This is a genomic window from Mycobacterium heckeshornense (assembly GCF_016592155.1).
Lineage (GTDB): Bacteria > Actinomycetota > Actinomycetes > Mycobacteriales > Mycobacteriaceae > Mycobacterium > Mycobacterium heckeshornense.
The window spans coordinates 2,927,852-2,943,290 of the sequence record NZ_AP024237.1 but is presented as its reverse complement, the minus strand read 5'-3'; the positions used below and the strand labels follow the sequence as shown (position 1 = coordinate 2,943,290).

At 66.1% G+C, this 15,439-nt stretch carries 11 protein-coding genes and 6 pseudogenes; 11 read left to right on the top strand and 6 right to left on the bottom strand.

Translation table 11 applies throughout. The features are described 5' to 3' along the window. Positions 1-26 precede the first annotated feature (26 nt). Genes MHEC_RS14010 through MHEC_RS13985 form a run of 6 tightly spaced genes read left to right on the top strand, consistent with a single transcriptional unit; the run spans position 27 to position 5,188 of the window. On the top strand, positions 27-1,265 hold the full coding sequence (locus MHEC_RS14010) for a CaiB/BaiF CoA transferase family protein (protein WP_082170028.1): 1,239 nt from the start codon (positions 27-29) through the stop codon (positions 1,263-1,265). 13 nt (positions 1,266-1,278) lie between these two features. After that, the gene (locus tag MHEC_RS14005) at positions 1,279-2,259 is read left to right on the top strand and encodes a hydroxymethylglutaryl-CoA lyase (protein ID WP_048893652.1); all 981 of its coding nucleotides are present in this window, start codon (positions 1,279-1,281) and stop codon (positions 2,257-2,259) included. Continuing rightward, positions 2,256-3,515, top strand: coding sequence for an acyl-CoA dehydrogenase family protein (locus tag MHEC_RS14000; protein ID WP_048893647.1), 1,260 nt, complete (start codon positions 2,256-2,258; stop codon positions 3,513-3,515). Before MHEC_RS14005 ends, MHEC_RS14000 begins: the two co-directional genes overlap by 4 nt. Next, complete coding sequence (locus MHEC_RS13995; RefSeq protein WP_048893648.1) at positions 3,515-4,027, top strand: FAS1-like dehydratase domain-containing protein; 513 nt, start codon at positions 3,515-3,517, stop codon at positions 4,025-4,027. Before MHEC_RS14000 ends, MHEC_RS13995 begins: the two co-directional genes overlap by 1 nt. Then, positions 4,024-4,452, top strand: a complete 429-nt coding sequence (locus MHEC_RS13990; protein WP_048893649.1) for a MaoC/PaaZ C-terminal domain-containing protein — start codon at positions 4,024-4,026, stop codon at positions 4,450-4,452. Before MHEC_RS13995 ends, MHEC_RS13990 begins: the two co-directional genes overlap by 4 nt. Continuing rightward, positions 4,445-5,188: an SDR family NAD(P)-dependent oxidoreductase gene (locus tag MHEC_RS13985; RefSeq protein WP_048893653.1), complete on the top strand. Its 744-nt coding sequence runs from the start codon at positions 4,445-4,447 to the stop codon at positions 5,186-5,188. The genes MHEC_RS13990 and MHEC_RS13985 overlap by 8 nt, the downstream gene beginning before the upstream one ends. A gap of 195 nt (positions 5,189-5,383) precedes the next feature. On the opposite strand, the pseudogene MHEC_RS13980 reads toward MHEC_RS13985, so the two are convergent. Then, positions 5,384-6,648: pseudogene (locus MHEC_RS13980) on the bottom strand (IS110 family RNA-guided transposase). A 78-nt stretch (positions 6,649-6,726) separates the two neighbouring features. Between MHEC_RS13980 and MHEC_RS13975 the strand changes: the two are divergent. Next, positions 6,727-6,906: pseudogene (locus tag MHEC_RS13975) on the top strand (hypothetical protein); the annotation flags it as partial. Positions 6,907-7,077: 171 nt separating this feature from the next. Here MHEC_RS13975 and MHEC_RS25220 read toward each other — a convergent pair. Further along, positions 7,078-7,424 (bottom strand): annotated as a pseudogene (locus tag MHEC_RS25220) (hypothetical protein); the annotation flags it as partial. Between the two features lie 107 nt (positions 7,425-7,531). Here MHEC_RS25220 and MHEC_RS25215 point away from each other — a divergent pair. Further along, a pseudogene (locus tag MHEC_RS25215) lies at positions 7,532-7,651 on the top strand (transposase); the annotation flags it as partial. Positions 7,652-7,930: 279 nt separating this feature from the next. On the opposite strand, the gene MHEC_RS13960 reads toward MHEC_RS25215, so the two are convergent. Further along, positions 7,931-8,296 carry a hypothetical protein gene (locus MHEC_RS13960; protein WP_236591476.1) on the bottom strand — a complete coding sequence of 122 codons (366 nt, stop codon included), beginning with the start codon at positions 8,294-8,296 and terminating at the stop codon, positions 7,931-7,933. 99 nt (positions 8,297-8,395) lie between these two features. Here MHEC_RS13960 and MHEC_RS13955 point away from each other — a divergent pair, with 99 nt between their 5' ends. Together MHEC_RS13955 and MHEC_RS13950 are read left to right on the top strand one after the other, a co-directional pair. Further along, complete coding sequence (locus tag MHEC_RS13955) at positions 8,396-9,436, top strand: tyrosine-type recombinase/integrase (RefSeq protein WP_048893843.1); 1,041 nt, start codon at positions 8,396-8,398, stop codon at positions 9,434-9,436. Further along, a complete protein-coding gene (locus tag MHEC_RS13950) occupies positions 9,433-11,259 on the top strand; it encodes a tyrosine-type recombinase/integrase (protein WP_201399466.1) in 1,827 nt (608 codons plus the stop codon). Before MHEC_RS13955 ends, MHEC_RS13950 begins: the two co-directional genes overlap by 4 nt. Positions 11,260-11,346: 87 nt before the next feature. Here the strand turns inward: MHEC_RS13950 and MHEC_RS24360 are convergent. From MHEC_RS24360 to MHEC_RS13935, 3 genes and pseudogenes are all read right to left on the bottom strand, one after another. Beyond that, positions 11,347-11,796, bottom strand: a pseudogene (locus MHEC_RS24360) (tyrosine-type recombinase/integrase); the annotation flags it as partial. Positions 11,797-12,731: 935 nt separating this feature from the next. Beyond that, positions 12,732-13,664, bottom strand: coding sequence for a tyrosine-type recombinase/integrase (locus tag MHEC_RS13940; protein WP_236591477.1), 933 nt, complete (start codon positions 13,662-13,664; stop codon positions 12,732-12,734). A 22-nt stretch (positions 13,665-13,686) separates the two neighbouring features. Further along, a protein-coding gene (locus MHEC_RS13935; RefSeq protein ID WP_414018098.1) for an IS3 family transposase occupies positions 13,687-14,987 on the bottom strand; the annotation gives its coding sequence in 2 pieces (ribosomal slippage) (positions 13,687-14,714 and positions 14,714-14,987; 1,302 coding nt in all). Positions 14,988-15,038: 51 nt separating this feature from the next. Between MHEC_RS13935 and MHEC_RS25055 the strand changes: the two are divergent. Further along, a pseudogene (locus tag MHEC_RS25055) lies at positions 15,039-15,407 on the top strand (transposase); the annotation flags it as partial. Between the last annotated feature and the right edge of the window lie 32 nt (positions 15,408-15,439).

Sequence of the window (15,439 nt, the reverse complement as noted above, 5' to 3'; positions counted from 1 at the left end):
GGTTTCGAAGGGAGTGGTTAAGCCGCATGATCAAGCTGTTGGAGGGCATCCGCGTGCTCGAGTGCGCGATGTTGCCCACCGGCGACCAGACGAGCAGACTTCTCGGCGACCTGGGCGCCGACGTCATCAAGATCGAACGGCCGGGCACCGGTGACTACTTGCGTGAACTCGGTGATCGGATCACCGACCAGAACAGCGTCTTTCACCTTTTCTGCAATCGCAACAAGCGCAGCGTCGAGTTGAACCTGCGCAGCGACGAGGGCCGCGGGATCTTCTTCGAGCTGCTCAAGACCGCCGACATCTTCGTCGACGGGTTCGCCGGCGATGCTTGCGACAAGCTCGGCATCGGCTACACCGCGCAGCGGGCGATCAAACGGGACATCATCTACTGCCAGGCCAATGGTTTCGGGACGCGCGGGAGCTACAGCCAGATCCCGGCGCATGGCTACATGATGGGCGCCCTGGCCGGTCAGTCGCAGCTGCAGGTCGCCAATGACGGTGTCGTAACCGAGGTCGTTGATACCGAGGGCCTGTACTTCCCCGGCTATGTCGATGGGCCGCTGTCGGCCGGGCTCTATGCCGCGCTGACGGCCGCAGCGGCGTTGCGGTACCGGGATCAGACCGGGCAGGGCTGCTACATCGACGCGGCGGGCGCCGACGCGGTGCTCGCCAACCAGGGCCTCGATGCCGTGCTGGCGTGGAACAGCGACCGCATCACCGACAGGCGCAACCCCCCGCCGCCGGTCGGACTAGATCCGCGCCGACGTCCGAAGTACACCTACTACCAGACTAAGGACGACAAGATCGTGCTACTGGCGGCCATCGAGCACAAGTTCTGGGACAACTTCTGCCGGGCCGTCGACCGCCAAGATCTGTTGGACGCACAGAACAAGACGTTCGCGGTGGATTTTGCCGACGGCGGAAAAGCCGACCTGCTCGATGAACTCATCCCGATCTTCCGGTCCCGCACTGAAGCGGAATGGATGGATATCGCCCGAATGTGCGACATCCCGCTGTGCCCGGCGAACTCGAAGCGCGACACGCTGACCGACGTGCATCTTGCGGCCCGCGAGATCGTGCACCATTCCGAACATCCGGTGGCCGGCCCCTATACCAGCACCGGCTGGCCGGCGCCGGTCGGCGGTCAACCCTTCGATATCAGGCGCCCGGCGCCCGCGCTCGGGGAACACACTCGGGAAGTGCTCGCCGAGATCGGCTACAGCACTGAGGATGTTGCAGACTTACACTCTCGCGGGGTGGTGTGAGGTGGCCACTGTGATGCGTATGCCGAGCTGTGCGCCGGTCGCCGGCCTGCCTGAGCGGGTGACGATTTATGAGGTCGGCCCCCGAGATGGCCTGCAGAACGAAAAAGGTGTGATCCCAACGCACATCAAGGTCGAGTTCATCGAGCGGCTTGGGGCCGCCGGGCTGCAGACCATCGAGGCGGCCGGCTTCGTGCATCCAGGCCGGGTACCCCAACTCGCCGATGCCGAAAGCGTCATCGAGGGCCTGAACCTCGACGCCGACCGACACTATCCGGTGCTGGTTCCAACACTCAGTGGGCTGGACCGGGCGTTCAGTTGCGGCGTTCGCGATATCGCGGTGTTCGGCAGTGCCACGGAGACGTTCTCGCAGCGCAACCTCGGCCGAAGCATCGACGAATCATTAGCGATGTTCGCTCCGGTGGTGAAGCAGGCGCGTGAGGCGGGAGCCCGTGTGCGTGGCTACGTGTCGATGTGCTGCGGGGATCCCTGGGAGGGAACAACCCCCATTGCGAAGGTCGTCGACGTTGCGACTCGGATGATGGATCTGGGCTGCGATCAGCTCGCGCTCGGCGACACGATCGGCGTCGGCACGCCCGGCCACATTAAAGCGCTCATCGAGGCGCTAGCGGGGGCGGGAATCGACGTCGGCTCGATCGGCGTGCATTTTCACGATACGTACGGACAGGCGCTGGCTAATGTGCTGGCGGCGTTGCAGTCGGGCGTCGCCACCATCGACAGCTCGGCGGGGGGTCTGGGCGGATGCCCGTTCGCGGAAAGTTCGGCGGGCAACCTGGCCACCGAGGATCTGGTGTGGATGTTGGAGGGACTGGGCATCGAGACCGGTGTGAACCTGGAGAAGCTGGTGTCGACCAGCGTCTGGATGGCCAGACAGCTCGGCAGAACGAGCGTTTCACGCACCTTGCAGGCACTGGCGGGGCCGGAGGCGCTCTACCATGCCGATCCGGATGCCGACCCGGCGACGGCACAGCGATGAGAAGCCTCGACGTCCCGGTCGAGGACCTGCGCGTGGAACTGCGGGCCTGGATCGCCGAAAACGCTCCCACGGGACTGGCGGAGCTGATCGACTGGCGCGTGCGGGCAGACCTGCCGGGTTCGGTCAGCAGCCTGCAGAGCGAAGCGGACCTGGCCCGGGCGCACGCCCATCCGCTGTTCCGGGAGTGGGAGCAACGCTGCGCAGAGGCACGGCTGATCTGTCCGGCGTGGCCGGAGGAATATGGCGGACGCGGCTGGGATGCGCTGCAGATGACTATCCTCGATGAGGAGTTCTACCGAGCCGGTGTGCCACGCGTCGACCGCGTGCAGGGCGAGTCGATGGTCGGTCCGTCGATCATCCTGCACGGCACCGAGGAGCAAAAGGCGTACTACCTGCCGCGGATCATCTCCGGTGAGCACCGCTACTGCCAAGGCTTCTCCGAGCCCGGTTCCGGATCCGATCTCGCGTCGGTCACGACCCGCGGCATCGTGGAGGGCGACCAGCTGTCGATCACCGGGCAGAAGGTCTGGACGTCTCGTTTCGCCACTGCAAACATGATTTTCGTGTTGTGTCGCACCGACCCTACCGCCGCTAAGCATCGCGGGCTCTCCTATGTCATCACCGAGTTCACGCCAGGACATAACGGCATCGAGGTCCGTCCGATCCGGCAGATCACCGGTGCCGAGGAATTCGCCGAGGTCTTCTTCGACAACACCAAGGCCCCACTATCGGGGGTGATCGGAGGACTGGGCAAGGGCTGGCAGGTCGTGCAGTCCACACTGGGATTCGAGCGCGGTGGAGCCGGACGCGCGACCACAATGGTGCTGCAGGCCCGCGAGCGCGAACTCGAACAACTGGTCGCCTTCGCGCGACAGCAAGGGTGCCATCGCGACCCTGTTGTGCGTCGGGAGCTGGTCTGGGCGAAGACCCAGGTCACCATCATGCGCAGCAGCTGGGAGCGAACTGTGGCCGAGGTCGCCGCTGGCGGGCTACCCGGGCCGCAGATGTCGACGTGGAAGCTGGCGTGGAGCGAATACCATTTGCGGCTGGGGGCGCTTGCCCTACAGATCGCGGGTCCAGCCGCGATGGTGCGTCCACCCGGGGCCGACTACCGTCTCGGACCCTGGCAGGACGCATTCTTGGTCGCGCATTCCGGCACGATTTACGCCGGCACTAGTGAGGTCCAGCGCAACATCATAGGCGAGAATGTGCTAGGGCTGCCCCGCGAGCCCCGAGTGCCCGAAGGGCAGCGCTGATGGTTGCCGAAGCGCCGGTGCCAGAACCAGATGCGGGCACCTTCCGATTCCCTGTGGAACGCGGGCACATCCTGATGTTCGCGCGGTCGCTGGGCGATGACGACCCGATCTATTTCGATGAGGTCCACGAACGCACCCGCCGACGTGGCGGGATTGTTGCGCCGCCGACATTTGTGGCCGCCGCGGCGCAGTTCGACCCCGAGTGGCCTTATCGGCCGAGGCCCGGCGTTGCGTGGAACGGCTCGGGCCGCGGGCCCGGCTTCGCCCCGGCCTCGTCGGGGAGCGGCACCAGCTTGCATGCCGAGCAGCACTACGAGTTCCATGTCCCACTGCGTCCCGGTGACGTCTTGACTGTCTCGCGGGAACCCGGCAAGACGTGGGAGAAGAACAGTGCACGCGGGGGCACGCTGAAGTTCTCGGAGGAGATCACCCGCTTTGTCAACCAGCGTGGGGAACTCGCGGTGACGGCCCGGCGGGTGCGGGTGATCACCGAGCGGGCGGTGACACCGTGAAGCTTACCGAATTGACGATCGGAGACCGGCACGAGGCAACGGTGGTGGAGGAACTGTCCCGAACCCAGATCGTGATGTATGCGGGCGCTTCGGGCGATTACAACCCGCTGCACACCGACGAGGTGTACGCCACCACGGTGGCTGGCTACCCCAGCGTCATCGCCCACGGACAGCTCACTATGGGGCTTACGGCGAAGGTCATCACCGGATGGATCGACGATGGGGAACTCAGCAGGTTCGGGGTGCGCTTCAAGCGGCAGGTCTGGCCCGGCGACACACTGACCGCGACTGCCACCGTCAGCGCGATCGAGGACCAAGACGGATCCCGCATGGTGGAACTGGAGGTGTCGACGGTCAATCAGCACGGTGAGCCAGTGATGACCGGCTACGCCCGGCTGCGGGGAGAGGGTGTGGCGCATGAATGAACGATCGGCTCTGGTCGCTGGTGGTAGCGGTGGTATCGGCTCGGCGATCTGCCGGGCGCTGGCCCGGGATGGATTCGATGTCGCGCTGACCTACCGACGCAACGCCGAGGCCGCCGAACGCGCAGCTGAGGCCGTGCGCGATGTCGGCGCCAAGGCGTGGGTGCATCAGCTCGACCTCACCGACGCCGACGCCGCGGCCGCATTGGTTCGCGGTGTGCCGAAGTTGGACACTGTTATCTATGCCGCCGGACCGTCCATCCCGATGGGTTACACCGCCCAGATCACGTCGCAGCAGTTCGCACATCAGCTCTGGGCAGACGCCGCAGCGTGCTTTAACCTGCTGCAACCTGCGATCGAGCGGCTGCGGGCTAGCCGGGGTTCGATCGTTGCCCTCGTGACGACGGCCTTGCTGCGCTATGCCACACGGGATCTGTTGTCGACGGCACCCAAGGCCGCCGTCGAACAATTGGTGCGGGCCATCGCTGCCGAGGAAGCCAAGAATGGTGTGCGCGCCAACTGCGTGGGCGTGGGGGTGATCGCGGCCGGGGTGCTGGAGGACCTGATCGACAGCGGCGACTACCACCAAGAGGCCCTAGAGGCGGCGCGGCGGGCGATTCCGATGCGGCGGTTCGGCTCGCCCGAGGAACTCGCCGACGTGGTGGCCTTTTTGGCCGGGCCCCGGTCAGCCTATGTCACTGGGCAGACCCTGCGCGTCGACGGCGGATACTCAGTCTGACTCAGCAGCTCAGTTCAAGTTCAACGGTTCCTCGAGTCAGTCACCGAATTCCTGGTGGTAACCGGCGCCCACCAATGCCTCCCAGACCCTGCTCCGTTTCGGATCCAGGTGCCGAAAATTTCATGCCGAGCCTTCATCGCTGACCCAGCGCATCAGACGCTGCAGCGGGTAGAAGCCGTCATGAGTAGCCCTGTGTCAAGCCGCCGTTTGTTGGTCTTGGTTGAGGAGGGCCTGGAGGGCTCGGTGTTGGGTGGGGTCGTAGGCGGCGCCGTCTTGCCAGCAGTGCCAGATGATGTAGAGCCAGGCGCGGGCCAGGATGGCTACGGCGTGGGGTGGTCGTGTCCTCGGGGGATGGCGCGGTTGTACAGGTCGGTGGCCCAGGGGTTGGCTCGGCGGCTGTCGCCGGCGAAGTCGGTGGCGGCGTCGCGGAGTTGTTTGTCTGCGGCCCAACGGAATCCGACGTGGGTGACTTTTCCGGATTGGCGGGTGCAGGGTGCGACTCCGGCCAAGCAGGCCAACGATTCGGGTGTGGGGAAACGGGCTCGGCAGTCCCCGATCTCGGCGAGCAGCCACGCGGCGCGGACGGTGCCGGAGCGGGGCAGGGAGGTGAAGATGTGCGCGTCGGCGTGCAGGGCGAGCTGTTGGGCGATTTGCGCGTCGAGCGCCTTGATCTGGGCCGCGACGCTGGTGAGCGCGGCGACCAGGGCGCGGGTGAGGTGTGCGTTGGCGGCGCCGTTGTCACCGGTGGCGCCGTGCGGGGCGCCGGTGAGCCGACCGTAAAGCACGGCCGGGTCGACGCGGCCGCAGTAACCGGCGCCGGCCAGCCAGGCGGCCAGCCGCGTGACCGACAGCCAGTTCGCGCGGTTCTGGCAGTCGAGGCGGGTCAAAAACGCCAGGCTGATCGGCGAGTCGATGTCGGCGAACGGCCCGACCACGCCCGGAAAGACGACGCGCAGGTGCGCGCGCAGTTGATTGGCCAACGCCACCCGGTGTCCGACGCGGTCTTTGCGGGCGCGACAGGTGCGGCGCAGGGTGGCCGTGGCCGCGGTGTCGGGCAGCAGTGGGCGCAGCCGGGACCGGTCGGTGCGCAGCGTGTCGGCGAGCACGAACGCATCGAAGCGGTCGTCCTTGTTGCCGGGCGAGCCGTAACGGCCGCGAAGATTCTTCAGCTGGTTCGGGCTGATCACGACTATCGTGATCCCGGCCTGCAGCAGGGTGTCCACGACCGGGCCGCTCGGGAGTTCGATGGCGACCTCGCAGGCACCGGCCCGGCTCAGCAGCTCGAACAGCTCGCGCAGCTCGCGCAGTCCGGCGGCGTTGTGCTCGATGGTGACGCGGCGAACCTCGCGCCCACGCGCGTCGACGATCGATACCGCGTGATCGTCTCGTGCCCAATCAATTCCACACGTGACAGCGTTCGGCGGCTCGTCGGGCAGGGTGGTTTCGGCAGTACACTTCATGACAGCCTCCTCGCTGCTGTACTCAGTGGGGAGGCACCCTCGTGCGAGGCCCAGACGCGGCTGCCGCATCGCTCACTGTTCGGCGCTCATCGGCGCTCAGCCCGATCGACGGTCGGCGCGTCCGGGGCAACCGCCGGATTCCGCAGAACTCATGATAGACATCACAGCTGTCAAGCGAGCAGGGCGATAACCTCGCGGCGCCTCGGGTGCATCGGCAATCCATCCACGATCACCGACACAGGCATGGTGCACCAGTGAGCGAGTCCCTGGCCCACGCTGGCGAGCCCGAATGCATTGCCCAGTGATACGACCCGCTGGACCCCGGCGCCCGCCAGGCGGTACCGTAACTCCGCCTTGCGCGCAGGGGGGCGTTCCAGGAGCGGTGTAAAAAGTTCGGACATAGTGTTTCGCTCACTGGCGGTGACGATTCTATGCGATGGCGGCGGAATCGGCTCGCGCCACACCAGTTTCGGTGTGAATTCCCGAATTCCGTTGCGGCAGTTGGGCCGGTTGGTGATGCAGCGACCTTCGCAGATCCTGTAGTAGCCGCAGCCCGGCGGGTGTCTCATGGTGAAGCCGCGCCAGCCGGCCGAGGCGCGGTCGAGCACCGCCCACACCGCCGCCGGATACGGATCCCGCCAACGCTTTTCGAACGCATCGATCTTGTTGTGCACGTAGGCGACCGCGTCGCGGCCAGGCTCGATGTTCTCGGGCACATCGAAGATCGCCCAGTAGTCGGCCTTCACTTCCACCTGTGCGTTCTTGGGCACCTTCGCAGCTTAGGCTCAAGTGATCGCTGCAACATCTTAGCGAGAGTGGGGTTGACCCCTGATGGTGGACACCTGACTGGTGGGACTGCTGGTCCCGCGGGAAGGATGTCCGTATGTCGGGCAAGCGTCGCAAGTACACCCCCGAGTTTCGGGAGCAGGCTGCCCGCCTGGTGATTGAGACCGGCCGCCCGGTGGCTCACGTGGCGGCCGAGATTGGTGTGGGTGATCAAGTGCTGGGGCGTTGGGTGCGCCTGCAACGCCAGGCGGCTTCGGCTGTTGCCCAGCCGGCGCGCCCTTTTGGGCACGATCACCGGCTCAAAAGAGCCGTTGCGGTCCCGCGGCACCGTGAATCGCCCTGGGTTTTGTGCACACCGGTTTACTTTGCGCCGGTCGGCTGACCGGTGTGGTGTGCATGGTAGTCGGCCTCGTATTCGATGGGTGGTTTCAGTCCGAGTCGGTGCATGAGCCGGCTGGTGTTGTACTTATGCGGGTGATCGAGTCAAGTAGGGCGGTCACGAGGCGGTGGTATCGAGGCGGTCGAGGATGCCGTCGAAGATCTTCTGGCGGCCGAGTTGGCCCTTGTTGGCGGCATCGTCGCGCTGGCGTTGCAGCGTGGGCCGGAACTCGAGGGTGGTAACGAAGAAGCTGCAGGATTCGCAGATGGACTCGAAGTGGCAGTCCATCTCGACCGGTCGTGCGCAGTAGCCGTTGCCCAGCATGCGGCGGTGCATCTCGTTACGCAGTTTGCGCATTTCGCGGCCTTCGTCGTCGCCGGCGAGTTGATGGGGTTGGCCGTAGAGTAGTTCCACTTTCTCGGTGACGGCGAAGTACTCCTCGGCGACGGTCTTATCAGCAATTCGTGCGTAAACCATTGTCATGGCTAAGGTTTTGTGTTTGATATACGGGTGATCTTCGGCGTGTCTGCCGTGATCCAGCGGGGTGGGCGCGGATGCTGGCGGCAGGAGGTTGCCGTGTTCATGCCGTGCCTGGTCCGTCACCATCGTGGGGCGGAGTTGGCCGCGATCACCCTGGGGCATCCGCTGCTGGATGACTACCTGGCCTTCGTTGCGGCACGGGCCCGAACGAACACTTGGCTGGCGGTGGCCTCGGATTTGAAGATCTTCTTCGGTGTGGTTGCCAAGGAACCGACCCAGGTGAGCGCCGCAGATGTGTTCGCGTTCTTGGCGTTTCAACGCACTGCCCGTTTGGGTGAGCGGGTGGTGCGGTTGGAGGACGGCGAGCCGGGCCTGGCGGCGCGCACGATCGCCCGCCGGTTGTCCAGTGTGCGTGGCCTGTATGCCTACCTCGCGGCCCGCGGTGACACCGGCGTAAGCCGCAACCCGGTGCCGACCAGCCTGGCCGCCCGCCGCCCCGGTGCTCGGCGCGGGAAGGGCGGGATGGCGTTGATCCGCACCCCGCGCACGCTGCCCCGGGTGCTGGCGCCAAGCGAGGTCGACGCGCTGCGGGCGGCGCTGCGCACCCACCGCGACCGGGCCATGGTCGAGGCGATGCTGCTGGGTGGACTGCGACGCTGCGAGGTGCTGGGCCTGCGCCTCGACGACGTCAACGCCGGCGAGCGGCGGGTGTTCGTGGCCGAAGGCAAGGGCGGTCGGCAGCGGATGGTGCCGGTATCGGCGCGGTTCTTCGCATCGCTGGGGGACTATCTGGATCAGGAGCGGCCGCGGACGTCGACCGATCGGGTGTTCGTGGTGTTGAAGGGGCCCCGGCGTGGCGAGCCGTTGTCGGCCGCCGGTCTGGACGAGATCCTCGACGGTGCGCGCGCTCGCGCCGGGCTGACCCAGGCGACGTGCCATCAGCTGCGGCACACCTGTTTCACCCGGCTGCGGGAGGCGGGGATGGCACTGGAGGCGATCCAAGCCCAGGCCGGCCACGCCTCGATCGACTCCACCCGCATCTACCTGCACCTGGCCAACGACTGGTTGGAACGGGAGTACCTGCGGGCCGCCGAAGCGATCGAGGCGCAGGTCGTCGCCTCCGGTGAGGCGGCCGAGGCATGAACCGCTCACCAGCACATCGCCCCGACATCGAAGAGCTCGTCGAGGCGTATCGGGCCGACCTGGTTGCGGCCGGGATGTTCGCCGGACATCCGGTGACCTCGGTGGCCCGCACGTTCTTCACCCGCGTGGGTGTGGCGGGCTGGTCTGCGTTGCCGCTGGCAACCCAGTGCGCTTTGCCGCTGAAGGATCGACGGGTGGTTGGTTGGCTGATCGTGACGGGACGGCTGCGGCCCAGCCCGGACTATCTCGTGGCGTGCCGGCCCTACCTCGGCGAAGTCGCCGCCCATCATCACCGCGGATTCCACCAACGGTTCGTCGCGACCTCCACCGAGCTCGGGTTTGATCCCATCGTGACCCGCCTGCAGTGGTCGGCGCTGGCCAAGGTGGCCGCGCTGGCCGGGCTGACTCCCGAGCAGCTGACCCAGCCGGTGATCGATGAGCAGCGAAAAGCGTTGAGTGCCGCGATAACTCGTCACCGACCCGGCAGCCACGGCGCCAAAGCACTGAGCGCGGCGCTGTTCGGTGCGCAGACCACCCTGTTCCACCTCGGCGTCCTCGACAGCGCGCCCCGCAAGACCAGCCCAAACCGCTCGGCTGAGCGGGCCGCCCAGTGGGCGGCGGTTCCGCCGCGGCTGGCGGCCACCCTGACCGGTTACATCGCCCAGACGCGGCTGTCGCTGCGGGCCTCGACGATGGTGCGTGTCGAGGGCGTGCTGCGGGAGTTCGCCGGCTGGCTGGCCGCGAACGCCCCCGAGGTGGTCTGTGTTGCTGACCTGCGTCGGGCACACATCGAGGCCTACAAGCTGCACCTGGCCACCCGTCCTTCGGCGCGCGGCGGCCGGTTGTCCAAGATCAGTCTCGCCGAACATCTCGGCACCCTGCGCACCTGCTTCGACCGGCTCACCGAATGGGACGGCGACGATATTCCCGCCCGCGTGCTCGTGTTCGCCGGCGACCTGCCGATCCGCGACGAGCCGCTGCCCCGCTTCCTCGACGACGCCGCGTTCACCAAGCTGCTGCAGGCCGCGCGCGCCGCCGACGACCCGTTTGTCCGGCTGTGCGTGGAGTTCCTGGCCCGCACCGGCCTGCGTAAGGGCGAATTCCTCGATCTCACAGTCGATTCCGTGGTGCAGATCGGGGCCGCGTACTGGTTGCACGTGCCGCTCGGGAAACTGCGCAACGACCGGTACATTCCGTTGCATCCCCAACTCAAGGATCTCCTCGACGAATGGCTCGCCGCCCGACCCGTCAGCCTGCGCAGCTGCTACCTGTTCGTTGAGTACGGCCAACGCATCGGGGAGGGCCGCGTCGATCGGGCCGTCGCTGAAACCGCGAAAGTGGCTGGCATCGGCCGTGTTTCGCCCCATCGTCTCAGACATACCTTGGCAACCCAGGCGATCAACCGCGGTATGTCGCTGGAAGCGCTGGCCGCGCTGTTGGGTCACCGATCTATGCGGATGACGCTCGTTTACGCTCGAATCGCCGATCGCACCGTCGCCGACGAATACTTCACCGTCAGCGAAAAGGTCGAGGCCCTCTACGATCAGCCGCGCGCACTTCCCGCCGACGCCGAAGGCGCCGAAATGCGAAAGCTCCGCGCCGAGATGCACCGTCGGATGCTCGGTAACGGCTACTGCGCCCGACCCGTCGGCCTGGACTGCCACTTCGAATCCATCTGCGAATCCTGCACCTTCTTTCAGACCACCATCGCCTTCCGGCCCACTCTGCAGGCACAACGCGACGACGCTGCCGAGAAAGGACAGCTCGGCCGCCAGAAAGTGTTCGACGGACTGCTCGCCCGACTCGATCAAACCGCCTCCTGACAAGACGCACTTGACAAGATCACCCGCATAATGTCCGAGCAGCGCTGCGATCGCATCCAGGCTCATGCCCCGATTCACCGCCTGGGTGGCTAGCGTGTGTCGCAGTTGATGCGCGGTGGCGTTGCCGATGCCGGCCGCGCCCGCGACGCGGCGCAACGCCGAAGTGACGCGGTGATGGCTAATCGGCCGTCTGTGTTCGATCAGAAGGTGATTGGTGCGCAACCCATTGGGTCTATGGTTGGCGATCCAGTCATCAAGGAGTTCTTTGAGCTGTGGGTGCAGCGGGATGTAGCGGTCGTTGTGCAACTTGCCGATCGGGATGCGCAGCCAGTAGGCGGATCCGATCTGCACGACGGCGTCGACGGTGAGGGCCAGCAGCTCGCTGCGGCGTATCCCGGTGCGGGCAAGCAATTCAACGATCAGCCGAGACAGCGGATCGGCCTCGCTGCGGGTAGCGCGCAGCAACTTGGCTGCTGCGGCGTCGTCGAGGAACCGCGGCAGCGGCTTGTCGATGATGGGCAGGTCGCCGGGGAACATCAGTGCCCTGGTCGGCGCGTCCGGGTAGCCCCACTCGGCGATCCGGGTGAGAAAGCAGTGCAGGTTGATCAGCGTGTTCTTGATGCTGACCCGGTTGAGCGGCTTGCCGGTGGATGGCCTGGCGTGCGTGCACAGCCACGCCTTGAATGCCTCGATGTGTTCGCGCCGGAGATCAGCGCAGCCGGTGACGTCGGGGTGGGTGTCGGCCAGCCAGATTCCGAATCGGCGCAGGTCCAGGTCTATGTGTCGGACGGTGCTCGGTCGCAGACTCAGCGCGACTTGTGCGAGGTATCGCTGCGCGGTCTCGACGAACTTTATTGGCGCCGTGTCCCATCCGGTGTCCGAGGATTGGTGTTGCACCGCCGGTGGGCGCAGCGTAGAAATCTGGCCGGCGTGGAAGAGCGTCAGCCGCAAGCGGTGAAAAACCGCGGCCACGTTCTTGCCCGCGGTGGGCTTGCCGCGGCGGGCATACGCGGTGAGCATCGCCACACGGGCGGCGTCGAAATGCTCGTCGGTGATCGCGCGCGGTGACACACCGGTGATGGCAGTAACCTTCGCCAGGATGTTCCACTGCGCCGCGGTGTCCCTGGCCGAAACGCCGATGCGAGAACAGGCTTCGTTGAACCAGTGGTAATCGGCGGGGCAAAACGACCGTGCCGGCAGGCCCGGCCGCAGGTCGGTGCGGCTGAGCAGCTCGGCGTCCACAGTGATGCGGCCAGTGACCATCAGCCAGGACGTGAACGAACGCGCCTTGACCACAACGTCGAGCCGCTGCTCGGCGGTGAGCCCATCCCATCCGCCAGCCCGCCGGATCTTGCCCTCGCAGGTGTATGCCGATCGGGTCGTTGACCGGCCCGTCTTGTGCCCTGAGGCCCGCATCGCGGCCAGATAGTCCTCGACGAGCCAGGAGTCGTCTACCACCACCGACGCGGGCATCAGGGTGCCTGCATCGCTTGCGCATCGATCGCCTCGACCGCTCGCCGGTATTCGTCGGCGAGCCAACCGTTGGCCAAGTGCAAGTAAATGCGGGTCGATTCCAGCGAGCGATGCCCGGCCTGGGCCTGGATCGCCTCCAACGCCATCCCGGCCTCACGCAGCCGGGTAAAACAGGTGTGCCGCAGTTGATGACAGGTCAGGTGCTCAATGCCGGCTCGACGCCGAGCACCAGCGATGATCTCATCGAGCCCGGCCGCGCTGAGCGGCCGACCCCGACGTTGGCCCTTGAGCACCACGAACACGTGATCGGTTGACGCGGTATGCGGCCGCTCCAGCTCCAGGTAACTGGCCAAAGTGGTGAAAAAGCGCGGTGACACCGGCACGATGCGCTGGTGACCGCCCTTGCCGTCGGCGATGAACAACCGCTTCTCACCGGGACGCACGTCACCCAGCCGCAGCCCGAGCACCTCGCACCGACGCAGCCCACCCAGCAGCATCGCCTGTACCATCGCCCGGTCCCGGTGGGTGCGCAGCGCCCTCATCAAGGCGTCGGCCTGATCGGGGTCGATCACCCGCGGCACAGTGCGCGGGGTGCGAATCAACGGCACGCCACGCACCGCCCGACTCGGAGTCCGCGTCGACAATCCCTGCGGCACTGGGTTTCTAGAAACAACGCCACGAACGATCAGATACTCGAACAGCCCGGCGACCGAGGCCAGCCGCCGCTTGATCGTGCGCGCCGACAGTCCAGCCTCACCGTCGTCAATCCGCACCACTTCCGCGCCACGCCTCGGCTGGCGCTGGGCAGCGATGAATGACAACACGTCGGCATCGGTGACCTCCTCTGGCGCCTTGGCGACCTCAGTGAAGAACACCTTCAGATCGAACGCGGCAGCCAGCACCGTGTTCGGGCGCGCCCGGGCTGCGACCATCCCCAAATAGTCGTCGACCAGCTCATGCCCCAGCCGAAGAACGCCACCGCCAACTGGGTGAACCAGGCAAGGCACGAACACGACAACCTCCCGCCCACAGCATCCGCGCCCGCCCCGCGGGACAGCAGCAGACACGCCGAAAATCACCCGCATATCCAAACCAGTGGACCCAGTCGGCGGTGAGGTGCTCGACATCGTGCACCGAGCGCAGCGGCCCGGTTGGGAACGGTGAGTCTTTCCGGATCGCTTCGGTCTTATAGAGACCAATTATTGTCTCCGCCAACGCATTATCGTAGGCGTCTCCGACCGTTCCAATCGACGGCTTCATGCCGGCGAGCATGATCGTCTCCCCGCAGTGCACCGACGTGTACTGCGACCCGGCATCAGAGTGGTGAATCGTCGACCCCGCCAGCGGGTGGCCTTCACGGGCCCGCAGCGCTGCGGCCTGACGGAGCGCCGATTCGACGAACCACGAGTGCTTGGTCGTTGAGCACGCCCAGCCGAGGATCCGCCCGGCGTAGGCATCGACGACGAACGCGGTGTAGACGAACACCCCGGTGACCAGGCGAACGTAGGTGAAATCGGCGACCAGAAGCCGGTTGGGGGCATCGACGGCGAAGGTGCGATCCACCAGGTCCGGTGCCCGCTGCGCGGCGGGATCGGCCACGGTAGTGCGGACCTTCTTGACCCGCCGCACCCCCTGCCAGCCGTTGGCCCGCATGAGACGCTCCACGGTGCATTTGGCCACCGGAATGCCCCGTCGTTGCAGGTGAGCCCACATCTTGGCCGCACCGTAGAGTGACTCGGGCTTGCGGCGACCATCAGCATCGGGGGTGTAGTAGCCGGCCAGGATCTCAGCGACCGTCATGTCCCACAAGACCCGTTTCGATGGTGGGCGAGCCTGCCAGGCGTAGAAGGTTCTCGGGGCGATCTTGCAGCCACGCTCGCTCAGCACGCGGCAGATCGGAGCGACCCCGAACCGAGCACGATGCTCGGCGATGAATTCACAAATCAACGGTGTCGCGGGTCGCTCTCCCGCGCGAAGAAACTTGTTGCCGCCTTCAGGATTTCGATAGTCTGCTCAAGCTCACGGTTCTTCTTACGCAGCTCGCGCAACTCCCGGCTCTCCGCCGTCGATACCCCAGCAGCCTGGCCGTCGTCGATCTCGGCCTGGCGCACCCACTTGCGCAGGGTCTCCGCGCTCATCCCCAACCGGGCCGAGATGGCCCGCATCGCCGCCCACTCGGTGTCGTACTCGTCGCGATGCTCCCGGACCAGCCGGACCGCCCTGGCCTTCATGTCCTGGTCGTACCTCGTTGCCATCGTGCCATCCTTCCCTCAAAAGAAGGTGTGCACGAAACCCGGGATGGTCCACTGTCCGTGCGGGATGTCGAGGCCACCCTTGCCGAAGCGCTCGGCGATCAGGCCGCGATCTCCAAGTCGACGGTCTCGGAAGTCTGCAAGGCGATCCGCGCCGAGTATCAGGCGTGGGCGCGCCGCCGACTCGATGAGATCGTGCTGGATTATCTGTTTTTGGACGCCTCGTTCTTTCGGATGCATCCCGGGTCGCCGGCCGAGCCGGTGTTGGCGGCCTGGGGCATCACCACCGAGGGCAAACCCGTGTTCGTCGGGTTGTCACCGGGGACCGGTGAGTCCACTGATGCGTGGGCCGATTTCCTGACCGATCTGCGCGAACGCGGCCTTGGAACCCGGGCGTGTCATTCCATCTGTGTAAGTCCGGGGTGGTCCATCATCGGACCGCCGTTCGGGCGGAC

Bases quoted from the DNA above. Each gene is read 5' to 3' on its own strand.
- MHEC_RS13960 (WP_236591476.1), bottom strand. From the start codon at position 8,296: ATGACAATGGTTTACGCACGAATTGCTGATAAGACCGTCGCCGAGGAG.
- MHEC_RS13950 (WP_201399466.1), top strand. From the start codon at position 9,433: ATGAACCGCTCACCAGCACATCGCCCCGACATCGAAGAGCTCGTCGAG.
- MHEC_RS13940 (WP_236591477.1), bottom strand. From the start codon at position 13,664: ATGGTCGCAGCCCGGGCGCGCCCGAACACGGTGCTGGCTGCCGCGTTC.
- MHEC_RS14000 (WP_048893647.1), top strand. From the start codon at position 2,256: ATGAGAAGCCTCGACGTCCCGGTCGAGGACCTGCGCGTGGAACTGCGG.
- MHEC_RS14010 (WP_082170028.1), top strand. From the start codon at position 27: ATGATCAAGCTGTTGGAGGGCATCCGCGTGCTCGAGTGCGCGATGTTG.
- MHEC_RS13985 (WP_048893653.1), top strand. From the start codon at position 4,445: ATGAATGAACGATCGGCTCTGGTCGCTGGTGGTAGCGGTGGTATCGGC.
- MHEC_RS13995 (WP_048893648.1), top strand. From the start codon at position 3,515: ATGGTTGCCGAAGCGCCGGTGCCAGAACCAGATGCGGGCACCTTCCGA.
- MHEC_RS13955 (WP_048893843.1), top strand. From the start codon at position 8,396: ATGCCGTGCCTGGTCCGTCACCATCGTGGGGCGGAGTTGGCCGCGATC.
- MHEC_RS14005 (WP_048893652.1), top strand. From the start codon at position 1,279: ATGCGTATGCCGAGCTGTGCGCCGGTCGCCGGCCTGCCTGAGCGGGTG.